The 19,120-nt window shown below is 34.1% G+C and carries 19 protein-coding genes and 1 other annotated feature; of the genes, 3 read left to right on the top strand and 16 right to left on the bottom strand.

What is annotated here, in order from left to right:
• Positions 1-109 precede the first annotated feature (109 nt).
• The 4 genes from ACX6U0_RS08895 to ACX6U0_RS08880 form a co-directional block, all read right to left on the bottom strand.
• Positions 110-1,252 (bottom strand): cysteine desulfurase family protein, encoded by a 1,143-nt coding sequence (locus ACX6U0_RS08895; RefSeq protein WP_464959607.1) that lies wholly within the window; start codon positions 1,250-1,252, stop codon positions 110-112.
• Between the two features lie 54 nt (positions 1,253-1,306).
• Complete coding sequence (gene cymR, locus ACX6U0_RS08890) at positions 1,307-1,723, bottom strand: cysteine metabolism transcriptional regulator CymR (protein WP_087998659.1); 417 nt, start codon at positions 1,721-1,723, stop codon at positions 1,307-1,309.
• A gap of 162 nt (positions 1,724-1,885) precedes the next feature.
• A complete protein-coding gene (locus ACX6U0_RS08885; RefSeq protein ID WP_464959606.1) occupies positions 1,886-2,098 on the bottom strand; it encodes a hypothetical protein in 213 nt (70 codons plus the stop codon).
• A gap of 43 nt (positions 2,099-2,141) precedes the next feature.
• Positions 2,142-2,474 (bottom strand): DUF4257 domain-containing protein, encoded by a 333-nt coding sequence (locus ACX6U0_RS08880; protein WP_464959605.1) that lies wholly within the window; start codon positions 2,472-2,474, stop codon positions 2,142-2,144.
• A 315-nt stretch (positions 2,475-2,789) separates the two neighbouring features.
• On the opposite strand from ACX6U0_RS08880, the gene ACX6U0_RS08875 reads away from it, so the two are divergent.
• Positions 2,790-4,553 (top strand): hypothetical protein, encoded by a 1,764-nt coding sequence (locus ACX6U0_RS08875; protein ID WP_464959604.1) that lies wholly within the window; start codon positions 2,790-2,792, stop codon positions 4,551-4,553.
• Positions 4,554-4,579: 26 nt separating this feature from the next.
• Here ACX6U0_RS08875 and ACX6U0_RS08870 read toward each other — a convergent pair whose 3' ends face one another.
• Positions 4,580-5,878, bottom strand: a complete 1,299-nt coding sequence (locus ACX6U0_RS08870) for a replication-associated recombination protein A (protein ID WP_464959603.1) — start codon at positions 5,876-5,878, stop codon at positions 4,580-4,582.
• A 140-nt stretch (positions 5,879-6,018) separates the two neighbouring features.
• On the opposite strand from ACX6U0_RS08870, the gene ACX6U0_RS08865 reads away from it, so the two are divergent.
• Together ACX6U0_RS08865 and ACX6U0_RS08860 are read left to right on the top strand one after the other, a co-directional pair.
• On the top strand, positions 6,019-6,429 hold the full coding sequence (locus tag ACX6U0_RS08865) for an SANT/Myb-like DNA-binding domain-containing protein (RefSeq protein WP_464959602.1): 411 nt from the start codon (positions 6,019-6,021) through the stop codon (positions 6,427-6,429).
• A 105-nt stretch (positions 6,430-6,534) separates the two neighbouring features.
• The gene (locus ACX6U0_RS08860) at positions 6,535-6,750 is read left to right on the top strand and encodes a hypothetical protein (RefSeq protein ID WP_464959601.1); all 216 of its coding nucleotides are present in this window, start codon (positions 6,535-6,537) and stop codon (positions 6,748-6,750) included.
• Between the two features lie 175 nt (positions 6,751-6,925).
• On the opposite strand, the gene ACX6U0_RS08855 is transcribed toward ACX6U0_RS08860, so the two are convergent.
• From ACX6U0_RS08855 to ACX6U0_RS08805, 11 genes are all read right to left on the bottom strand, one after another.
• A complete protein-coding gene (locus ACX6U0_RS08855; protein WP_464959600.1) occupies positions 6,926-7,159 on the bottom strand; it encodes a hypothetical protein in 234 nt (77 codons plus the stop codon).
• A 199-nt stretch (positions 7,160-7,358) separates the two neighbouring features.
• The gene (locus ACX6U0_RS08850) at positions 7,359-8,126 is read right to left on the bottom strand and encodes a tRNA threonylcarbamoyladenosine dehydratase (protein WP_464959599.1); all 768 of its coding nucleotides are present in this window, start codon (positions 8,124-8,126) and stop codon (positions 7,359-7,361) included.
• A gap of 173 nt (positions 8,127-8,299) precedes the next feature.
• On the bottom strand, positions 8,300-10,069 hold the full coding sequence (aspS, locus tag ACX6U0_RS08845; RefSeq protein ID WP_464959598.1) for an aspartate--tRNA ligase: 1,770 nt from the start codon (positions 10,067-10,069) through the stop codon (positions 8,300-8,302).
• A gap of 19 nt (positions 10,070-10,088) precedes the next feature.
• The gene (hisS, locus tag ACX6U0_RS08840; protein ID WP_464959597.1) at positions 10,089-11,354 is read right to left on the bottom strand and encodes a histidine--tRNA ligase; all 1,266 of its coding nucleotides are present in this window, start codon (positions 11,352-11,354) and stop codon (positions 10,089-10,091) included.
• 62 nt (positions 11,355-11,416) lie between these two features.
• Positions 11,417-11,646, bottom strand: a binding site (T-box leader).
• Positions 11,647-11,720: 74 nt separating this feature from the next.
• Positions 11,721-11,894, bottom strand: a complete 174-nt coding sequence (locus ACX6U0_RS08835; protein WP_087998648.1) for an RNA polymerase subunit sigma-70 — start codon at positions 11,892-11,894, stop codon at positions 11,721-11,723.
• 133 nt (positions 11,895-12,027) lie between these two features.
• Positions 12,028-12,207, bottom strand: coding sequence for a hypothetical protein (locus ACX6U0_RS08830; protein ID WP_464959596.1), 180 nt, complete (start codon positions 12,205-12,207; stop codon positions 12,028-12,030).
• 185 nt (positions 12,208-12,392) lie between these two features.
• Positions 12,393-12,830 carry a D-aminoacyl-tRNA deacylase gene (gene dtd / locus ACX6U0_RS08825; protein WP_464959595.1) on the bottom strand — a complete coding sequence of 146 codons (438 nt, stop codon included), beginning with the start codon at positions 12,828-12,830 and terminating at the stop codon, positions 12,393-12,395.
• A 17-nt stretch (positions 12,831-12,847) separates the two neighbouring features.
• Complete coding sequence (locus ACX6U0_RS08820; protein WP_464959594.1) at positions 12,848-15,043, bottom strand: RelA/SpoT family protein; 2,196 nt, start codon at positions 15,041-15,043, stop codon at positions 12,848-12,850.
• Between the two features lie 162 nt (positions 15,044-15,205).
• Complete coding sequence (locus ACX6U0_RS08815; protein WP_464959593.1) at positions 15,206-15,718, bottom strand: adenine phosphoribosyltransferase; 513 nt, start codon at positions 15,716-15,718, stop codon at positions 15,206-15,208.
• A complete protein-coding gene (gene recJ / locus ACX6U0_RS08810) occupies positions 15,718-18,069 on the bottom strand; it encodes a single-stranded-DNA-specific exonuclease RecJ (protein WP_464959592.1) in 2,352 nt (783 codons plus the stop codon). The genes ACX6U0_RS08815 and recJ overlap by 1 nt, the downstream gene beginning before the upstream one ends.
• A gap of 39 nt (positions 18,070-18,108) precedes the next feature.
• Entirely contained in the window at positions 18,109-19,020 is a 912-nt protein-coding gene (locus tag ACX6U0_RS08805; RefSeq protein ID WP_464959591.1) for a cation diffusion facilitator family transporter, read from the bottom strand.
• Positions 19,021-19,120 lie beyond the last annotated feature (100 nt).

Here is a 19,120-nt window from a genome sequence, read left to right as displayed (position 1 = left end):
TCCAACCTCGCATTTTTTATATTTTGACTCAGTTAAAAAAGAATGTTAATTTCCATTCCTTTATAACCAACTCTTCTTTCATACTCTTACTGTATTTAGAAAAATTCACTCATTTAACTAATCGTTGAACGATAGAAGTAACACGTTTAGCAAGAGCATGGATTTGCTCTTCTGTATTTCCATAACCAAAACTAAATCGGATTGAAGAACGAATTTTAGGTGAATCAATTCCAAACATTTCAACAAGTACATGTGAAGGATCAACGCTACCAGCTGTACAAGCTGAACCACTCGAAGCTGCAATTCCTGCTATGTCTAAATTAACTAAAAACGATTCAATCGAAATATCATCAAATGATAAGTTTAACACATGTGGAGCAAAAAACGTCTCGTTTCCATTTTTTTCAAACCGAATGTTGTTTTCTTTTAAATCACTTATAAATATTTCTTGGAATCGCAAGTAATTTTCAACTCGCTCTTCTCGTTCGTCTTGAATCAATTCTACTGCTTTTGCTAAACCTACGATTCCAGGTACATTTTCAGTCCCTGCTCGACGTTTACGTTCTTGTTGACCACCGAATTGTAGTTGTGAAAATGTGGCATTTTCTCTCGCATATAAAAAGCCTACACCCTTAGGTCCATTAATTTTATGTGAAGATATGGATAAAAAGTCTACCCCTAATTCATTCACATCTATTGGAATTAACCCGTATGCTTGAACAGCATCTGTATGAAACAATGCTTTATGATTTTTTAGGATTTCTCCAATTTCTTGAATCGGTTGAACAGTTCCAATTTCATTATTTACCATCATAATAGATACAAGAATTGTGTCTTCACGTAATGCAGACTTAACATCCTCTATATTCACTCGCCCGGTATGATCTACTGGCAAATACGTTACCTCAAAACCTTCTTTTTCAAGTGCTTGGCATGTATGTAATATAGCATGATGTTCTATCGCAGAGGTAATAATGTGCTTACCAAACTTTTGATTCGCATATACAGCACCTCTAATGGCTAAATTATCACTTTCCGTTCCGCCACTTGTAAATATAATTTCATTCACTTTCGCACCAATACTACTTGCACATACTAAACGAGCTGTATCAACTTTTTGGCGAGCTTGTCGACCAAAAGAGTGGATACTAGAAGGGTTACCAAAGGTTTCGTTCATTTCAATAACCATTATATCAATTACCTCTTTGTGCATAGGTGAAGTCGCTGCATGATCTACATAAATACGTTCCATTCTCATAATCCTTTCTTGATGAAGCATTCAAATTCCGATTTGAATGCAATTCTATTAAATATAAAACATATATCCATTTAAATCATCTGATTCTAATTTTGCTAAATCTTCAAGAGTTGTGTGGTCTAAAACATCATTGATTGCTTTTTGCACTCGAGTCCATAGTTCTCTTTGCGCTGGATTTTCGTCTTCAATATTTTCGATTGGAGATAAAGATCCTTCTAAAGCAGAAATAACTTCTCCCGCAGAAATTTCATTTGGCTCCTTGGTTAAAATATACCCACCATATGCTCCTCGAATACTTTTTACAAGTCCTGCATTACGTAGCAGTGAAATAATTTGCTCTAAATAATGTTCTGAAAGATTTTGTGCATTTGCAATACTTTTTAAAGAAATTGGCTTATCACAATATCTTTTAGCTAACTCAATCATTACTGTTAATCCGTATCTTCCCTTAGTTGAAATTTTCATCTATTCACTCCGTTCAATAACTTATTTCAATCATTTTATCTATTTTACACCTTATCTAATACAGTATTTATACAATTATTGTACACTATTTAAAAAGCATTTTCACATTTCTAAAAAAAATACACTAATCCAATTGGAAAAGTGTATTATCTCTTAAATCATTTAATTTTTCAAGATTCCCGCACGGATATAATGTGCCGTAGCAGCTTTCTCGTCTATCTCTTCTATATTGATTGGCAATTCTCTTGCTTTACATAAAAACTTGAGTATTTCCTCTTCAATTCTTTTAATTTCTAACTCAGTACCGGCATTGATTAAATCCTGTAATAATTCAAGATAAATCGCTTTCTCTTCGGGTGTGAGTGCTTGCTTCAACATATCTGCCTCCTTCAATTCTGTTAAGAAAATAATAAGGTTTTTACACAATTTGTTTCGATATGTTGTGTAGCGAAGACACCCTCTCACGCTCAGTATTGAGTGCTCTGCTTAATAAAAAGCTCTGTGAAGAGAGACCTGCTAAAATACAATAGCCAATCACCATTCGCATATCTTTCAGCATATTTTCAGGAATAAATAATGAAACAAACAATGCAGCAGCTGTTGCTCCGAATAGTATATCTGCAAGAAACCCTAAGAAGAAGCCCTTTTTTCGTTTTACAGGAAGCATGATTGTCCCTTTGTTAAACAGGACGTGAAAAATTAAGCCGGTTACTCCACCAATGACAAGTGCCAACACATAGAGCTTGACCATTTTCATCCTCCTCATAAAGTTTAAATGCAAAAAGAATTCCTAATATCCTTCGAAAATGGGAAAGTTGACGAAAGAGACATTAGGATTAAACGAGAACGATTTTTTCATATAGACTGCTTGTTTCTATTATTATAAGAGCGTAAAAAAAAATTATCAAAAGAATTTGTTAAATATATCCAATTGTGACAAAAAATAAGGTAAGAGTCCCATGAGGGTTAGTAAAATTACTGTACTATCATACTATTAGTTCCTCTATATCCCGCCCTTCCACTTATGTTATATTTGTATTGAAAGGCAGCTAGAGGAGGTGTTAAGTTGGCCATACAAACCAAATTTAAACAAATTGTTAAAAAACTATCATCAACAGATCTTTACAACCGAGCAAAAGGAATTGACCAACTTAGAAAGTCTCTTCATAAGGATGTTTATCTCGATTCATTAATTTATCTATTAGAAGCAGCAGGTAAAAGCTTCCCAAATTCATTGGAAGATTGGGATGACGGAAGCTATCATTTAGTTGGTTTCTGTTCTGAATATCCTCATTCAGATTTAGTTAAGCCTATAGAAAAAAACTTTGAACGTTATAGTGAACGTGCAAAACTCCAGGCGCTCTATTTATTAATTACGATTAAAACAGATGTTGCAAGAGATGCATATATTCGAATCATTGAAAAACATTCTAAACAATATGAATTAGGAATAGATGTAGCATATATCTTTGAGGAAACAGAGTGGGCTCCAAAGTTAGTAAAAAAATTCATACCATTACTTAAAGATGATAATCTTAATGCTTCAATTTTCCATATGATGCTTTTATGTTTAAGAAATAGTGGAGTAGATTTGTCTTTAACGATTGATGAAAAGAACCTAATTATGGATCAGATAAAACGAAATTACCAACATAAAAGAGTTGCGTATTTATCATATGACCAGGATTATAGTCTACAATTCGTTTATCAAGCATGGAAAGAGTCATATGCTATGATCCGCTCAGAAATGGGTATTTATCTCCAACTAATGCAATACTTTTTTGATGATGAGATTCAGTCATATTTACTTGAAGCACTACAATTTAAAGATGCCTATTTAAAAGTTGATGCAGTTATTTCATTACTTGAACGTGGATATAATGTGTCTCGTGAAACAATTGAATCTTGTGCTTACAATATTGAAGCGTGCGTTTGGTTCTATACTAGATTAAGTGAAAGTTCAAAAGAACATTTTTATAAAATTAATGAAGAAATACAACATAGCTTTGTAAAAAATCGTTTTTTCCATTACTTAGTTGATCATGATGAATTTGGTATGGTACCTGATGAAATTGAAGTCGTGAAACGACATGATACAACTGATTATTACGGACAAAAGGTTACTTATTATCTTGTTAAGTTTAAAAGTCAACGGGATGATTGGGCTGAAAAGGGCTGGATGGCAGGATATGTTGGTGCATACTTGACTGAACAGATTCCTAGTCCAAAAATGTTTGAAGATACAATCACTACTTTTACTAGCTGGAATCAATTATCAGAAGTTGAACATATTCAACAGCTTGAACAATTTAACAAGGATGACTATGCCAAACATGATTCAGAAGTAATTTTAGAGTCCAAACCGAATTGGCATTACGGTACTATTGTTCTCGGATTTATTTCAGCTGTTCGTACGTGGACATCATTTTCAAACAATGATCCGATTTACTTCTTACTATTAGCATTACTCTGGGGCGTATTTCTTTTCAAAGTTTATGCAACGATCAAACTTCGAAAAGAGTCAAAAGTCATTCTAAAAAGAAGACAATTAACATTCATAAAGGCAAATGAAAGTATTACAATTGAGCTTCATAAAATTTACCGAATGACCACTGAGCTTCGGAAATGGGGAAAAAACGAAGGAAAAATGGCTGCGTATCAGCTGAAAGTTAAATATATCGTTTTTTATGATAAGGATGAAAATGAAATCTTAGCAATCCCCTCAACATTTGTTAACACTTCACAGTTAATGACTGAAATCCAAATGCTCACAAACCATTTAGTCGAGCAACCAATTATCGATGTATATGAAAATGATTTAAGTGCTTAAAATAAAAAGGAGAAATTAGCGCTATGCTAACTCTCCTTTTTTTGTACCTTTTTAAATTGTTCAAGCTTCTCAAAGATTGCTCCATATCGCTTTTCGTTACCTGCTTCTTTTGGCTTATAATACACTTGGTTAACTAATCTGTCGGGTAAATACTGTTGATTTACCCAACCACCAAAGTTTCCTAATGGGTGGTCATGTGGATAAACATATCCAACACCATGTCCCATATCTTTTGCTCCAGCATAATGGCTATCCTTTAAATGAGCAGGTATGTCGTCATGCAAACCACTTCTGACATCTCCTAATGCACGATCAATCGCTAACACACTCGAATTGGATTTAGATGATAAACAAAGTTCAATAACAGTATTTGAAAGGATAATTCTTGCCTCTGGAAAACCGACTTGTTTTGCTGCCTCACAAGCTAAGACAACTTTCCAAGGATCACCAGCTAATCCGATATCTTCATAAGCGATAACAGTTAATCGTCTACAAATGCTCGTCAAATCTCCGGCTTCAATTAGTCTTGCTAAATAATAAAGGGCTGCATTTACATCACTACCACGTATACTCTTTTGGAACCCAGATAAGGTGTCATAATGAAAATCACCATTTTTATCATGATTAAATCCTTTAGACCTTAAAAATTCCTCAATAATTTCATCTTGAACAATTATCGTTCCATCTGATTCCTTTGGAGAACCAAATACAATTGATTCTAGTATATTTAAAGATGATCTCGCATCTCCATTTACACCGTGTGCAATTTTTAAAATTTGTTCTTCGGATATTTGGATTTGTAAATGACCTAATCCCCTATCCTCGTCTCTTAATGCACGATCTAGTAATTTATATATATGCTTTGGTAAAAGTGGATCTAATTTTAAAATATGGTTACAACGACTTCGAATCGCACTATTAACATCATGATATGGATTTTCCGTTGTTGCTCCAATCAATGTGATAAATCCACTTTCAACATAAGACAGTAAATAATCTTGTTGTAATTTTGACCAACGATGAATTTCGTCTGCAAATAAAATAATTTCACCAAACATTTTTGCTTCATGCACGATATCTTCTAACTCTTTCTTACCTGATGTTGTTGCATTTACCGTTACAAATCTTTTATCTATAGTACCAGCAATTGCATATGCAAAGGATGTTTTACCGATTCCCGGTTCTCCATGTATTAGCATTGAAGGAACTCGTCCATTTTGAATTAGTCGATATAAAGCTGATTCTTTACCAATTATTTGTTCCTGACCAATTAACTCATCAATTGTCCTTGGTCTCATCCGATATGCAAGAGGTTCATGACTCATTTTTCGCCCTCCTATTTCAGCAAACTATTTACTCTATTGTAATTGAATTGGAAACATTTTTCATCTTGGATTAAAATTTTTTCTCATTTCCATTTGTTTAAATGGTCAAGCTATTGATAGAAGATGTAAAGAGGTGTCATATGAATACACAAAAAACAAAGTGGTCAACAGAGGATGAGGATACGCTTTTAGAGTTAGTTGAAAACTATTTAAAAAAAGGAAAATCTAAGCAAGATGCATTTGTAACTGTTGCAAATATCATTAACCGTTCAAAAGCTGCCTGTGCTTCGAGATACCAATTATTGAGAAAACAAAAAATGAATCATACTGCAAGTAGTAATCCACTTAAAAAGACAGATCTTGATTTAGAAAAAGTCATTTTATTTTTAAGGAGATATGAAAGTAATCTTCAACTATCCGATCAAAATATCCAACTTAAACATTCGATTAACATGCTGCAAAAAGCAAATGAGGAACTAATCGTTAAGATTTCACAGCTAAAAACCTCAATCAAAGAAAATCAAAGCTTTTTAAAAAATATTATAAATTGATGGCTAGTCGTTAATTAATTGTCATACTTTATTCATTTTTTTATCAACATTCCTACTGTATAATGAAAATGTAATAATGAATGTGTAACAGTGAGGAGTAACAAAATGAATTGGAAAAAAGGCGGATTATGGGTTCTGATCTTTTTTATTGTGAAAGGTACAATATCTACACTATTAATAGTCACTGGTGCAAAATATTTTAAATTAAATTTTGCTGAAATACTCATGCTAGTATTAGTATTAGTAGCTATTTCTTATATAGGGAGAACGCTAATAAAAAAACGTAAAAAAAGTACAAAGCAAAATGATGTAAATATGTAAAATTGGTAAACAAAGTACACAGAATTGAATGTCAGATTGATCGTATACGTTTGTCTTCTGAGGCTTTTGAAGATTAGCGTTTTAGAAATTACTTTTACCCCTAATGGGCTTCACAAATCGTCAAACTGTTTTAAGTCAGAAAATAACCCCAGAATTCAAAATCTGGGGTTATTTTTTATTTATTATTCATTTTTCTTGATTCTTTATCATTCACGACACCGTTTTTGTCGACCTTCCCGTCTTTTTCAACGACACCATTATTCTTTTTATAGTTTGTATTTATTTTATTCGATAAATTATCAACTCGCTGTTGTTTCTCACTTTTTTGATCATCACTAGAGCTATTACAACCAGTTAAAAGTGCAACTGAAATTACAAAAGGACCAATCAGTCTTAAGCTTTTTTTCAAAGTCACACACCTCCTTATTGAGGTAGTATTTCTAAATTGTTTAGTCATATGCAATATATTTTTAAATTTCCTCGGTTTACTTTGCAAAGAAGAATTTTGGATTTTACTCAAGGATACAAGTAGCTTTTTTAAGTATTTGAATGGCTAAAGTATGCCATTTTTAAACAAAAAAACCGTAGGAAATAAATTCCTACAGTCTTTATTCTTTACCAACACGTTTAATTTCAATATCCTTAATTAATTCACGAACAGCATGACTAGCAGCAATTAAACCAGCAACAGACGGAACGAATGCATTAGATGAAGGAGGCATTTTCGCTTTACGAATTTTTGTATTTTCATCAGGCACAATTTCTTTACGAATATCTTCACGGATGACAATCGGACTCTCATCTGAAAAGACTACTGTTACGCCTTTATGGATCCCTTCTTTTCTAAGCTTTGTTCGGATTACCTTTGCGATTGGATCATGAGTTGTTTTAGAAATATCAGCAACTTTGAATCTAGTTGGATCCATTTTATTTGCAGCACCCATACTTGAAACAAGTGGAATTCCACGACGACGACATTCTTTTATCAAATGTATTTTATATGAAATTGTATCAGAAGCATCAATTACATAGTCTAAAGGAATTTCAAAAAACTTTTCATAAGTTTCTTCTGTATAAAACATTTTATGTGTAATAATTTCGCATTCAGGATTAATATCTTGAATACGTTGTTTCATCATTTCTACTTTCGGTTCACCAACAGTTGATAATAATGCGTGAATCTGTCTGTTTACATTCGTGATATCAATTACATCTTTATCAACTAGAATTAAACGGCCGACTCCTGAACGTGCTAATGCTTCTGCTGCAAATGAGCCAACTCCGCCAATACCTAAAATTGCTACCGTACTTTTTTGTAATCGCTCTAAACCTGCTTTACCAAATGCAAGCTCATTACGAGAAAATTGGTGTAACATCCATTCAACTCCCACTAACTTAATCAGAATACAATGATTTAAATATACATGATATATATTGTTTTCATCAAGCATGAATTAAAAAAACAAGTTATTTTTAAAGAATAAAGAAAACAATACAAGAAAAATGGAAGGATTTGAGGAAATTTCTCCTTTCATCCTTCCGTTTTATTTTACTCTTCTACAGTTGTTTTTAAAGATAAATCTTCTAATTGTGATACAGAAACTGGACTAGGTGCATTTGTTAATAAACAACTTGCTGATGCTGTTTTTGGGAATGCAATCGTGTCACGTAAGTTTGTACGTCCCGCAAGTAGCATAACAATACGATCTAAACCTAATGCAATACCTCCATGTGGTGGTGTTCCGTATTCAAATGCTTCCATTAAGAAACCGAATTGTGCTTGTGCCTCCTCTTCAGAAAAACCTAGGCACTTAAACATTTTTTCTTGTACATCTCTTTCGTAAATACGAACAGATCCTCCACCAAGCTCATAGCCGTTTAATACTAAGTCATAAGCTTGAGCTTTAACACTACCTGGATCGCTATCTAATTTCGCTAAATCTTCACGAACTGGTGATGTAAATGGATGGTGAGCAGCAAAATAACGATCTAGCTCTGCATCGTACTCAAGTAATGGCCAATCAGTAACCCATAAGAAATTAAATTTAGATTGATCAATTAAGTCTAATTCTTTACCTAATTTTAAGCGAAGTGCACCTAAACTATTTGCAACAACTGAAGCGTCAGAAGCCACAAATAAGATTAAGTCTCCAACTTCACCTTCTACAGCTAATTTTAATGTCGCAAATTCTTCTTCACTAAAGAATTTTGCGATTGGTCCTTTAAATCCATCTTCTTCAAGCTTTAGCCATGCAAGACCTTTTGCACCGTATCGAGAAGCATAATCTTGAAGACCATCGATATCTTTACGAGAGTAATTAGCTGCTTGACCTTTAACGTTTAAACATTTTACTTGGCCACCATTTTCTACAGCTGAAGTAAATACTTTAAATCCGCTTTCTTTTGCAAATGAAGAAACGTCGATTAATTCTAAGCCAAAACGAGTATCTGGTTTATCAGAACCAAAACGATTCATTGCTTCTTCATAACTCATTCGAGGTAGTGGAGTTACTAAATCCACTCCTTTTGTCTCGCTCATTACTTTAACCATCATTCTTTCTGTCATTTCCATAATTTCCTCTTGAGAAAGGAAACTAGTTTCAATGTCAATTTGAGTGAACTCAGGTTGACGGTCAGCACGTAAATCCTCATCTCGGAAACATCGAGCAATTTGGAAATAACGCTCAAAACCAGAAACCATTAATAATTGTTTGAAAATTTGCGGTGATTGCGGTAATGCATAGAACTCACCAGGATGTACACGACTTGGTACTAAGTAATCTCTAGCGCCTTCTGGTGTACTCTTCGTTAAAATTGGTGTTTCAACTTCTAAGAAGTCTTCTCCGTCTAAGAAATCACGTACCGATTTTGTAATTTTTGAACGTAATTTAAATGTGTCATACATAACAGGACGACGTAAATCTAAATAACGATATTTTAAACGCAGATCTTCTGCAACTTCAGTTTTATTTTCGATAGCGAATGGAGGATTTTTTGCTTTGTTGATAATTTCTAGTTTTTCAACAGAAACTTCAATTGCACCAGTCTCTAAATTATTGTTTACTGTACCTTCTCCACGAGAAACTACTGTTCCTTCCACTTGAAGAATAAATTCGTTACGAACAGTTTCAGCTAATGTCAAAGCCTCATTAGATAATTCAGGATTAAATACAATTTGTACGAGTCCAGAACGGTCACGTAAATCGATGAATATTAATCCTCCTAAGTCACGTCTCTTTTGAACCCAACCTTTTAGTGTTACACTTTGACCAATATGTGATTCTCTTAATTGACCACATAAATGCGTTCGTTGTTCCATTTCCATATCCCCCAGTTCATTATTTAGAGCTAACGTATTTTACAAATATATCTAATGCAACTTCCTCTTGCACTCCCGTTTCTTGATCTTTTAAATTGATGACTCCACGAGATAATTCTTCTTCACCTAATACAGCAACATATTTAGCTTTAAAACGCTCAGCTGCTTTAAATTGTCCTTTTATTTTACGATCTTGGTAATCCTTTTCACACACAAGACCAGCTTTACGCAATTGATATAATAATGAAGTAGCAGTTTTTTTCACTTCATCACCTAAAGCGATTAAAAATACATCCATTTCTTGTGGAATCGGAAGTTCAATTCCTTCTGACTCAAGTGCTAATAATAAACGCTCGATACTTAAAGCAAAGCCCATACCAGGTGTATTTGGTCCACCAAATTCTTCAACTAAGCCATTATAACGGCCACCACCACTTAACGTAGAGATTGAACCAAACCCTTTTCCTTCTAACATGATTTCAAATACAGTGTGATTGTAATAATCTAAACCACGAACTAAATTCGGATCCACTTCAAAAGGAATATTCATTGCAGTTAAATAAGATTGAACATCTTCAAAATACTTCACAGATTCTTCATTTAAATACTCAAGTATTGAAGGTGCCGATTTCATTGAAGGGTGATTATGGTCTTTTTTACAATCTAACACGCGAAGTGGATTAGATTCTAAACGGTTTTGGCAATCACCACATAACTCATGCACAACAGGTTTAAAGTGATTAACAAGTGCTTCGCGGTGAGCTTTACGACTTTCTAAATCACCTAAACTATTGATCACAAGTTTAATATTTTTCAATCCAAGTCCACGATATAAATCCCTTGATAATGCAAGAACCTCTGCATCAATCGATGGATCATTACTACCTAGCGCCTCTATTCCAAATTGAACAAATTGACGATATCGCCCTGCTTGAGGACGCTCATAACGGAACATTGGTCCAATATAATATAATTTTGTTGGTTGATTACTATTTCCGTGCATTTTGTTTTCTACATATGAACGTACAATTGATGCAGTACCTTCAGGACGTAAAGTTAAACTACGATCACCACGGTCAGTAAATGTGTACATTTCCTTTTGTACAATATCCGTCGTATCACCTACACCTCTTGAGAATACTTCCGTATGTTCAAACATCGGTGTACGAATCTCATTGTAGTTGTATCGTTTGCATAAGTCCCTAGCAAACTTTTCAATATACTGCCATTTCTCAACTGTACCAGGTAAAATATCCTGCGTACCTCTTGGAATATTAATCGACATTGTGAATCCTCCTAAATTAAACCTATATATACAAAAAACTCCCGTGCCTACTGAAATAAAACAGTAGGGACGAGAGTTATAAGCCCGTGGTACCACCCTAATTGAAGAATGAATCATCATCCTTCCACTTTCATCGTTAACGCCGATTACGTTTATCCTTACTAGAATACTCTTTCAGAATAAAGCCTCTGGAGTGTCTTTCAAATAGTCTACTTGTGGAAATGCTCTCAGCCACGACATTTCCTCTCTCTTCAAGAGATCCTATTATACTTTTCTCCGTCATTGGTAAGTTTTTATGTATCAATATGTTATTTTATATCTTACGTTTGGTTACAATAATTGTCAAGAACTCATGAAAGAAAAATTTTAAGAACGTTCTAATTGTTTCTTTAGATCGCGCACTTCTCTTAACGTTAATCCGAACTCACTTGCCATCTCTAATGAATTTGACTCTTGTCCTCTTGATTGAAATTCATGAAAATCCATATTAAGAACACCTCTACGATTTGAACCCAAACTATTACGATTATTAATTCTCATGGTGAAAGTCTCCCTCCAATATCATAATATTTAGTTTGTCCAAGTTTTGGCATGATTAAACCAATAAAATGAGTATTGAAAGTCTTTTTCTTTAACAATTTACCAATAAAAATCCCATGGAGTATTCCATGGGTTAAAGAAATTTTGTAAAGGTAGAAAGTGAGCTTTGTACTGAGCCATCTAGTAAATACATTAATCCATAATAAATAAGTAGAATTAACACAACAAATACGATTGCCTTAAAGAAGCTTTTAAGGATTGTAAACAAAATGACACCGGCAATCAGGATTAAAATGATTGTAATCGAGTCCATTTCATACCCTCCTATGCATTCTAAAATAGAACCCATATATATTATCTATATTCATAAGATAGCGATAATATATGTGAAATAGAAAAAGTACAACATGGCGATATCTTTTTAACAAATGATTCGATATTAAGAGCAAAACAAAAAACCTTCTCCCACATTGTGGAAAGAAGGTCGTTTTTATTAAATTAACTCTCAATCATGATGGTAACCGGACCCCAGTTCGTAAACGATACGTCCATATCAGCTCCGAAAATACCAGTTTGTACTTCGAAGCCTTGTTCACGAATATATGCATTAAACTGTTCGTATAGTTCATTTGCAACATCAGGCTTTGCCGCATCTGTAAAACTTGGTCGTCTACCTTTACGAGTATCACCATATAGTGTGAATTGAGATACTGATAATACTTGACCCTCAACCTCTTTTAAAGACAAGTTCATTTTGCCATCGCCATCTTCAAAAATTCGAAGATTTAATGCTTTATCAGCACAGTATTTCATATCATCAATTGTATCTTCATGAGTGATCCCTACGAGTAATAATAATCCTTTAGGTATTTGTCCTACTACTTGTCCATCAACTACAACTTTTGCTTCTTTTGTACGCTGTAATAAAACTCTCATGTTTTAAACCTCCTCTTCTAGTGGAAAATGCGTCGCACAGAGTAAATGTCTGGAATTTGTTTTACCTTATCCACTACTTTTTGAAGGTGGTTTATATTTCGAATGGACAAACTCATTGTAATAGTCGCCATTTTATTTCGGTCATTTTTACCTGTTACTGATGAAATATTAGTTTTTGTTTCATTTACAACTGACAATACTTCATTTAAAAGCCCACGACGATCATAACCGAAGATTTCAATATCAACATTATAATCACGTTCAAATGTTGGACTTTCTTCCCATTCTACTTCGATAAAACGATCTTCTTCACTATCATTGAGCATGTTTACACAATCACTACGATGAACAGACACTCCACGGCCTTTCGTAATATATCCAACTATATCGTCCCCAGGAACTGGATTACAGCACTTTGAAAGACGAATTAGTAAATTATCTACACCCTTGACTGAAATACCAGCATCTTTACGACGTGAAGGGGCTTTTTTAAGATCTGAAGACAATTCTTTTAAACGTTCTTCTAAATCCACTTCTGGTCTTTTACGGAATTTATCAGTTAAACGATGTGCAATTTGTGCTGCAGTAATGCCATTATATCCAACAGCTGCATACATATCTTCTGCATTTGAAAAATTAAACTTTTCAGCAACACGTTTTAAATTTTCAGAAGTTAATACTTCTTTTATATCGCAATCTAGTGCTTTTATTTCTTTTTCAACTAATTCTTTTCCTTTATCAACATTCTCTTCACGTCTTTGCTTTTTAAAATATTGACGTATTTTATTTTTTGCATGTGAAGATTGAGCAAGCTTTAACCAGTCCTGACTTGGCCCATATGAATGCTTAGAAGTCATAATTTCGACAATATCGCCAGTTTTTAATTTATAATCTAGCGGTACCATTTTTCCATTTACTTTTGTACCAATTGTTTTATTTCCAATTTCAGAGTGTATTCGATATGCGAAATCGATTGGCACTGAGCCTAACGGTAACTCGTATACATCGCCTTTTGGTGTAAAAACGAATACCATATCCGAGAATAAATCCATTTTTACTGATTCCATAAACTCTTCTGCATTCGTAGAGTTATCTTGCCATTCAATAATCTCACGGAACCAGCTTAAACGATTTTCAAAAGATTTCTGAGTAGGCACATTTGATTTATCTTCTTTATAAGCCCAGTGTGCTGCTACCCCATACTCTGCAATTTGATGCATTTCCTTTGTACGGATTTGAACCTCTAAAGGATCTCCTTTCGGACCAATTACAGTCGTATGAAGTGATTGATAAAGATTAGCTTTTGGCATAGCAATATAATCTTTGAATCGACCAGGCATCGGCTTCCAACAAGTATGGATTACACCTAAAACAGCATAACAATCCTTAATGCTATTGACGATTACACGTACTGCCAATAAGTCATAAATTTCATTAAATTGTTTGTTCTGCTTTGCCATTTTATGGTAAATGCTATATATATGTTTAGGTCTACCTGAAATTTCAGGCTTTATTTCTACATCTTCTAGTTGCGACTGGATCTCGCTGATGACTTCGTCTAAATATTGTTCACGTTCGGCTCTTTTACGCTTCATTAGATTGACAATACGATAATATTGCTGAGGATTTAAATAACGTAAAGCTGTATCTTCAAGCTCCCATTTTACTTTATTAATCCCTAATCGATGAGCTAATGGTGCAAATATTTCTAAAGTTTCATTTGCAATTCTGATTCGCTTTTCTTGAGGTAAATGCTTTAACGTTCTCATATTATGAAGGCGATCGGCTAGTTTAATTAAAATGACTCTCAAGTCCTGTGCCATTGCGACGAACATTTTACGATGATTTTCAGCTTGTTGTTCTTCTTTTGATTTAAACTTTATTTTCCCAAGCTTCGTAACGCCATCGACAAGCATAGAAACTTCTTTGCCAAATTGATTTTCTAAGTCTTCTTTAGATACTTCAGTATCTTCTACCACATCGTGAAGAAAACCAGCACTAATTGTGGTTGCGTCCATCTCAAGGCTAACAAGTATCCCTGCTACTTGAATAGGGTGTATTATATATGGTTCACCTGACTTACGAAATTGCTCACTGTGCGCATCTCTAGCATACTCATAAGCATGTTTAATAAACGCCACATCATCTTCTTTTAAATAATGGGACGCTTGCTCTAAAACTTGTTCAGCTGTCAAAACTTGTTCATTAGCCATTTAATCACCTTAAATCATTATTTCTTATATTATCGTGAAAATTTCGTTTTTTGTAAAGCAGGAGTCGTCAAAATTCAATTTTTTTTGCAGGTTTCTGATAGAAAAAGAGCACTCTGATTTATTCAGAGTACCCTATCGTACGACATTATATTATGTTAAATATTAATAAGTCATTAGTGTAAATATATCATAGCCTTCTAATTTTTTACGACCTTCTAAATAAGAAAGTTCGATTAAGAAAGCAATACCTACTACAATACCACCAAGCTCTTCAACAAGCTTGATTGTCGCTTCGATTGTACCACCAGTTGCTAATAAGTCATCTGTAATTAGTACACGTTGTCCTGGCTTAATTGCGTCCTTATGCATTGTTAAAGTGTTAGTACCATATTCTAGATCATAGTTATAGCTAATTACTTCACGAGGTAATTTACCAGGTTTACGTACCGGTGCAAAACCAATTTCTAATGCATATGAAATTGGACAACCAACGATAAATCCACGCGCTTCAGGTCCAACAACTAAGTCAACATCTTTTTCTTTTGCATACTCTACGATTTTATCAGTAGCCGCTTTATAGACTTTTCCATCATTCATTAATGAAGAAATATCTTTAAACTGAACGCCTTCTTTTGGCCAGTCTGGTACAATCGTAATATAATCTTTAAAATTCATTAAATAAGTGCCTCCCCATTTTCGGAAAAATGACTTTTCATATTTTGAAAAAATGTAGTTAATTCATCACATTTTGAGTACAGAAATAAACGTTCCAGTTCAATACTTGCAAGTTTGATCGCATACGTAGCTGATTGAGATAGATCTTTCTTCTCAGTTTGTGGCAACAAACGAATTTTCCCATCCTCTATTGTAACAAATTCCAGATCAAAAAACACCTTTGTCATAAAATCGACTTGTTCTTTTTTCCATCCCATCTTACGACATAATGCCATTTCATACATACTCATGTCAAATGGATTCGTCTTTGCAAGAATTGAGTAATATTTTTTAAAGCTCTCTCTACTTGGAATTGGAGAGAAAAAGTGTAACTCATCTTGATTAAATACTAAATATATTCTTTGTGATAATCCATTTTGGAATACCGCTCTTAGGTCATGCTCAGAACTCGGCAAATCTAAGAGAATAACGTATTCACTTTGAACATCTATCATCGTTTCATGAACAGATTCATATGAAACGAATTTGGAAATAGGATATTTATTTTTTAAATGATGATATTCGTTTTTAGATTGATGTAAAAACACAAATTGATGTTCATTAGAAGGTAATGTTAAACGATGAGGTTCTTGTCCTCTATAATCGAATAATTGCCAATGGTTCACACTTAAGTCTTGAATCATTAATTGTGGTTTTCTCTTTCCATTCCATTCATTAATGGATGCCATACCTAAGCAAGAAATCTTAGAGCCACTTGCAATCTCATTCACAACATGTCCAAATCCAAATCCAACTGCGTCAAGAAACATAGAGCTTTCCTTTAATTGAACTTTTAAATGTGCGCCTTCGTTACCAATTTGTTTTAGATTTGTAATTTCCACATCTTGTATTTGCAGTACCGGCTTCGGGTTATGCATACCAAAAGGCGAAAGCAGGTTTAATTCATTGATAAATGAAATAGACACTTCACTAGCCTGACATTGTAAATCTACTTCTTTCAGTGGAATAAAATCTTCATCTGTCATCGTTTCATCAGCAAATTCATTTAGTCGCTGTCTTAATTGTTCTACATCTTCTATCGCTAATGTCATACCTGCTGCTAATGTATGTCCACCAAAATGAGGTAAAATATCTTTACATTTTGTTAGGTTTTCAAACAATGAAAATCCTTCAATACTTCTTGCAGAACCCTTAGCAATGCCTTTTTCATGATCAATACTTAGAACAATGACAGGTTTATAAAAACGATCAACAAGCTTTGATGCAACAATCCCTACTACGCCTGCATTCCAGCCTTCTTTTGCTACAATAATTACTTTGTTCGAACAAGCGTTATCTAAGCTATTAACTTGTTTAATCGCTTCCTCAGTCATTGTAGTAACTAGTTCCTGTCGCTCTCTATTCAACACGTCAATTTGTTCTGCTAACGTCTTTGCGGCTTGTCTATCAGTTTCTAATACTAGATCAACCGCAGGCTTCGCGTCTCCTAAACGCCCTACTGCATTAATTCTTGGGCCGATTGCAAAACCAATCGTTTCTTCGCTAATTGATTCTTGTGCCACGCCACTTATTTCAAGTAAAGCTTTCAATCCTACTCGATTTGTTTGCTTTAGCTGACGTACACCTTTTTTAACAATTAATCTGTTTTCATCAACAAGTGGCACTAAGTCGGCAACTGTCCCGATTGAAACAAGCTCCATATACTCCTCGGGCTCTCTACCTAATAATGCTGATGCAAATTTAAACACAACACCCACACCGGCTAATTCCTTAAACGGATAGTTAGGACTAAGTTTAGGATGAATAATCGCTAATGCTTTTGGTAATTCTTCAGGTGGTTCATGGTGGTCAGTAATAATCACATCAATTCCAAGTTCATTTGCAAAATCCACTTCACTAGCAGCTGAAATACCAGTATCAACTGTAATAATTAACGAATAATTTTGTTCATGCGCCCACTGAAATGCTTTTTTATTTGGTCCATATCCTTCACTAAAACGGTTTGGGATATAAAAATCTACATTTGCTTCTAATTCCTTTAACGTTAAATACAATACAGAAGTACTACTTACTCCATCTGCATCATAATCACCAAAAATTAATATATTTTCATTTTCTTCTATCGCTTGAAACACTCGGTCTATCGCTATGTCCATACCCTCTAATAAAAACGGGTCATGAAAACTCATTTGTTCTTCATATAAGAAATTCTTTGCATCCTCTACTGTCGTTACCCCACGTGTAACCAGTAATTTTGCTAAAAGAGGGGATATCTGTAATTCTTTACTTAATAATTGTTCAGCTTGGTCATTCGATGACTTCGGTTTCCAACGTGCTTTTGATTTTAACAAATCTATCACCCCTAACTGTACTATTATACTAAAGTAAACTTAGTGGATGAAAGTATTATTTTTATCATTATATGGATTTATATGGACAAACACATTTTCCACATCCCTATGCTCCATTAACTTCGCTTTTACATTTTTTCCAATCCTATGTCCTTCTTCAACGGTTATATATGGATCGACCGAAACTTTTATATCAATAATGACATAATACCCATGCTCCCTTGCATATAGCGTATTTATTTCTCTTACCCCTTCAATCTTCCTCACAATGTCCTTATATTGCTGTACATCTTCTTCATGAAGGACATGATCCATCGTTGTATGAATTGATTCTGCTCCAATATCCCATGCCATTTTTAAAATCATGATTGATACAATTAATCCTGCAGCAGGATCCGCATAAAGAAGAACTGGCATATTTATTTTCTCTCCAACAATTGCAATGCCAATCCCTATCATTGCGGCTGCCGATGAATAGACATCAGAACGATGTTCATATGCATTCGCAATAATCGCATCACTATTTAATTTTTTCCCAAGTGCGAATTTGTAACGAAACATCCATTCCTTCAAAAATATTGAGATAAAAGCAGCAAGTAAGGCAATAATTTCAGGTGATTCAACTGGTTTAAAAAAAGAACTAATAGAAGATTTGCCAATTTCAATTCCAACAATGAACAACAGTACAGCGACGATGATTGCTGCGATAGATTCTGCTTTACCATGTCCATAAGGATGATCATCATCTGGTGGCATTTTTGCTGCCCTTAAACCAAATAAAACAGCTAAAGACCCAACTACATCTGATGCTGAATGAACTGCATCAGCCATAAGCGCTTTACTATTTCCAATATAGCCAATAATCATTTTGACAATTGCAAGGAGTAGATTGCCATAAATCCCTATATAAGCACCTTTCTTGGCTTCTTTATAGCGTTCTTCTTGCTCCATAAGTATCTACCTACTTCCTGATATTGCTTCTAGATTCTATTAACACATTTAAGTAGTATTTTCATTTCCGTTTCATTCTAAAACAAAAAGAGTATAAGCA

The organism is Gottfriedia sp. ABJ_BB2_2, assembly GCF_055484705.1.
The sequence above is the reverse complement of the archived record's forward strand: the minus strand, read 5'-3'. Positions and strand labels throughout refer to the sequence as shown.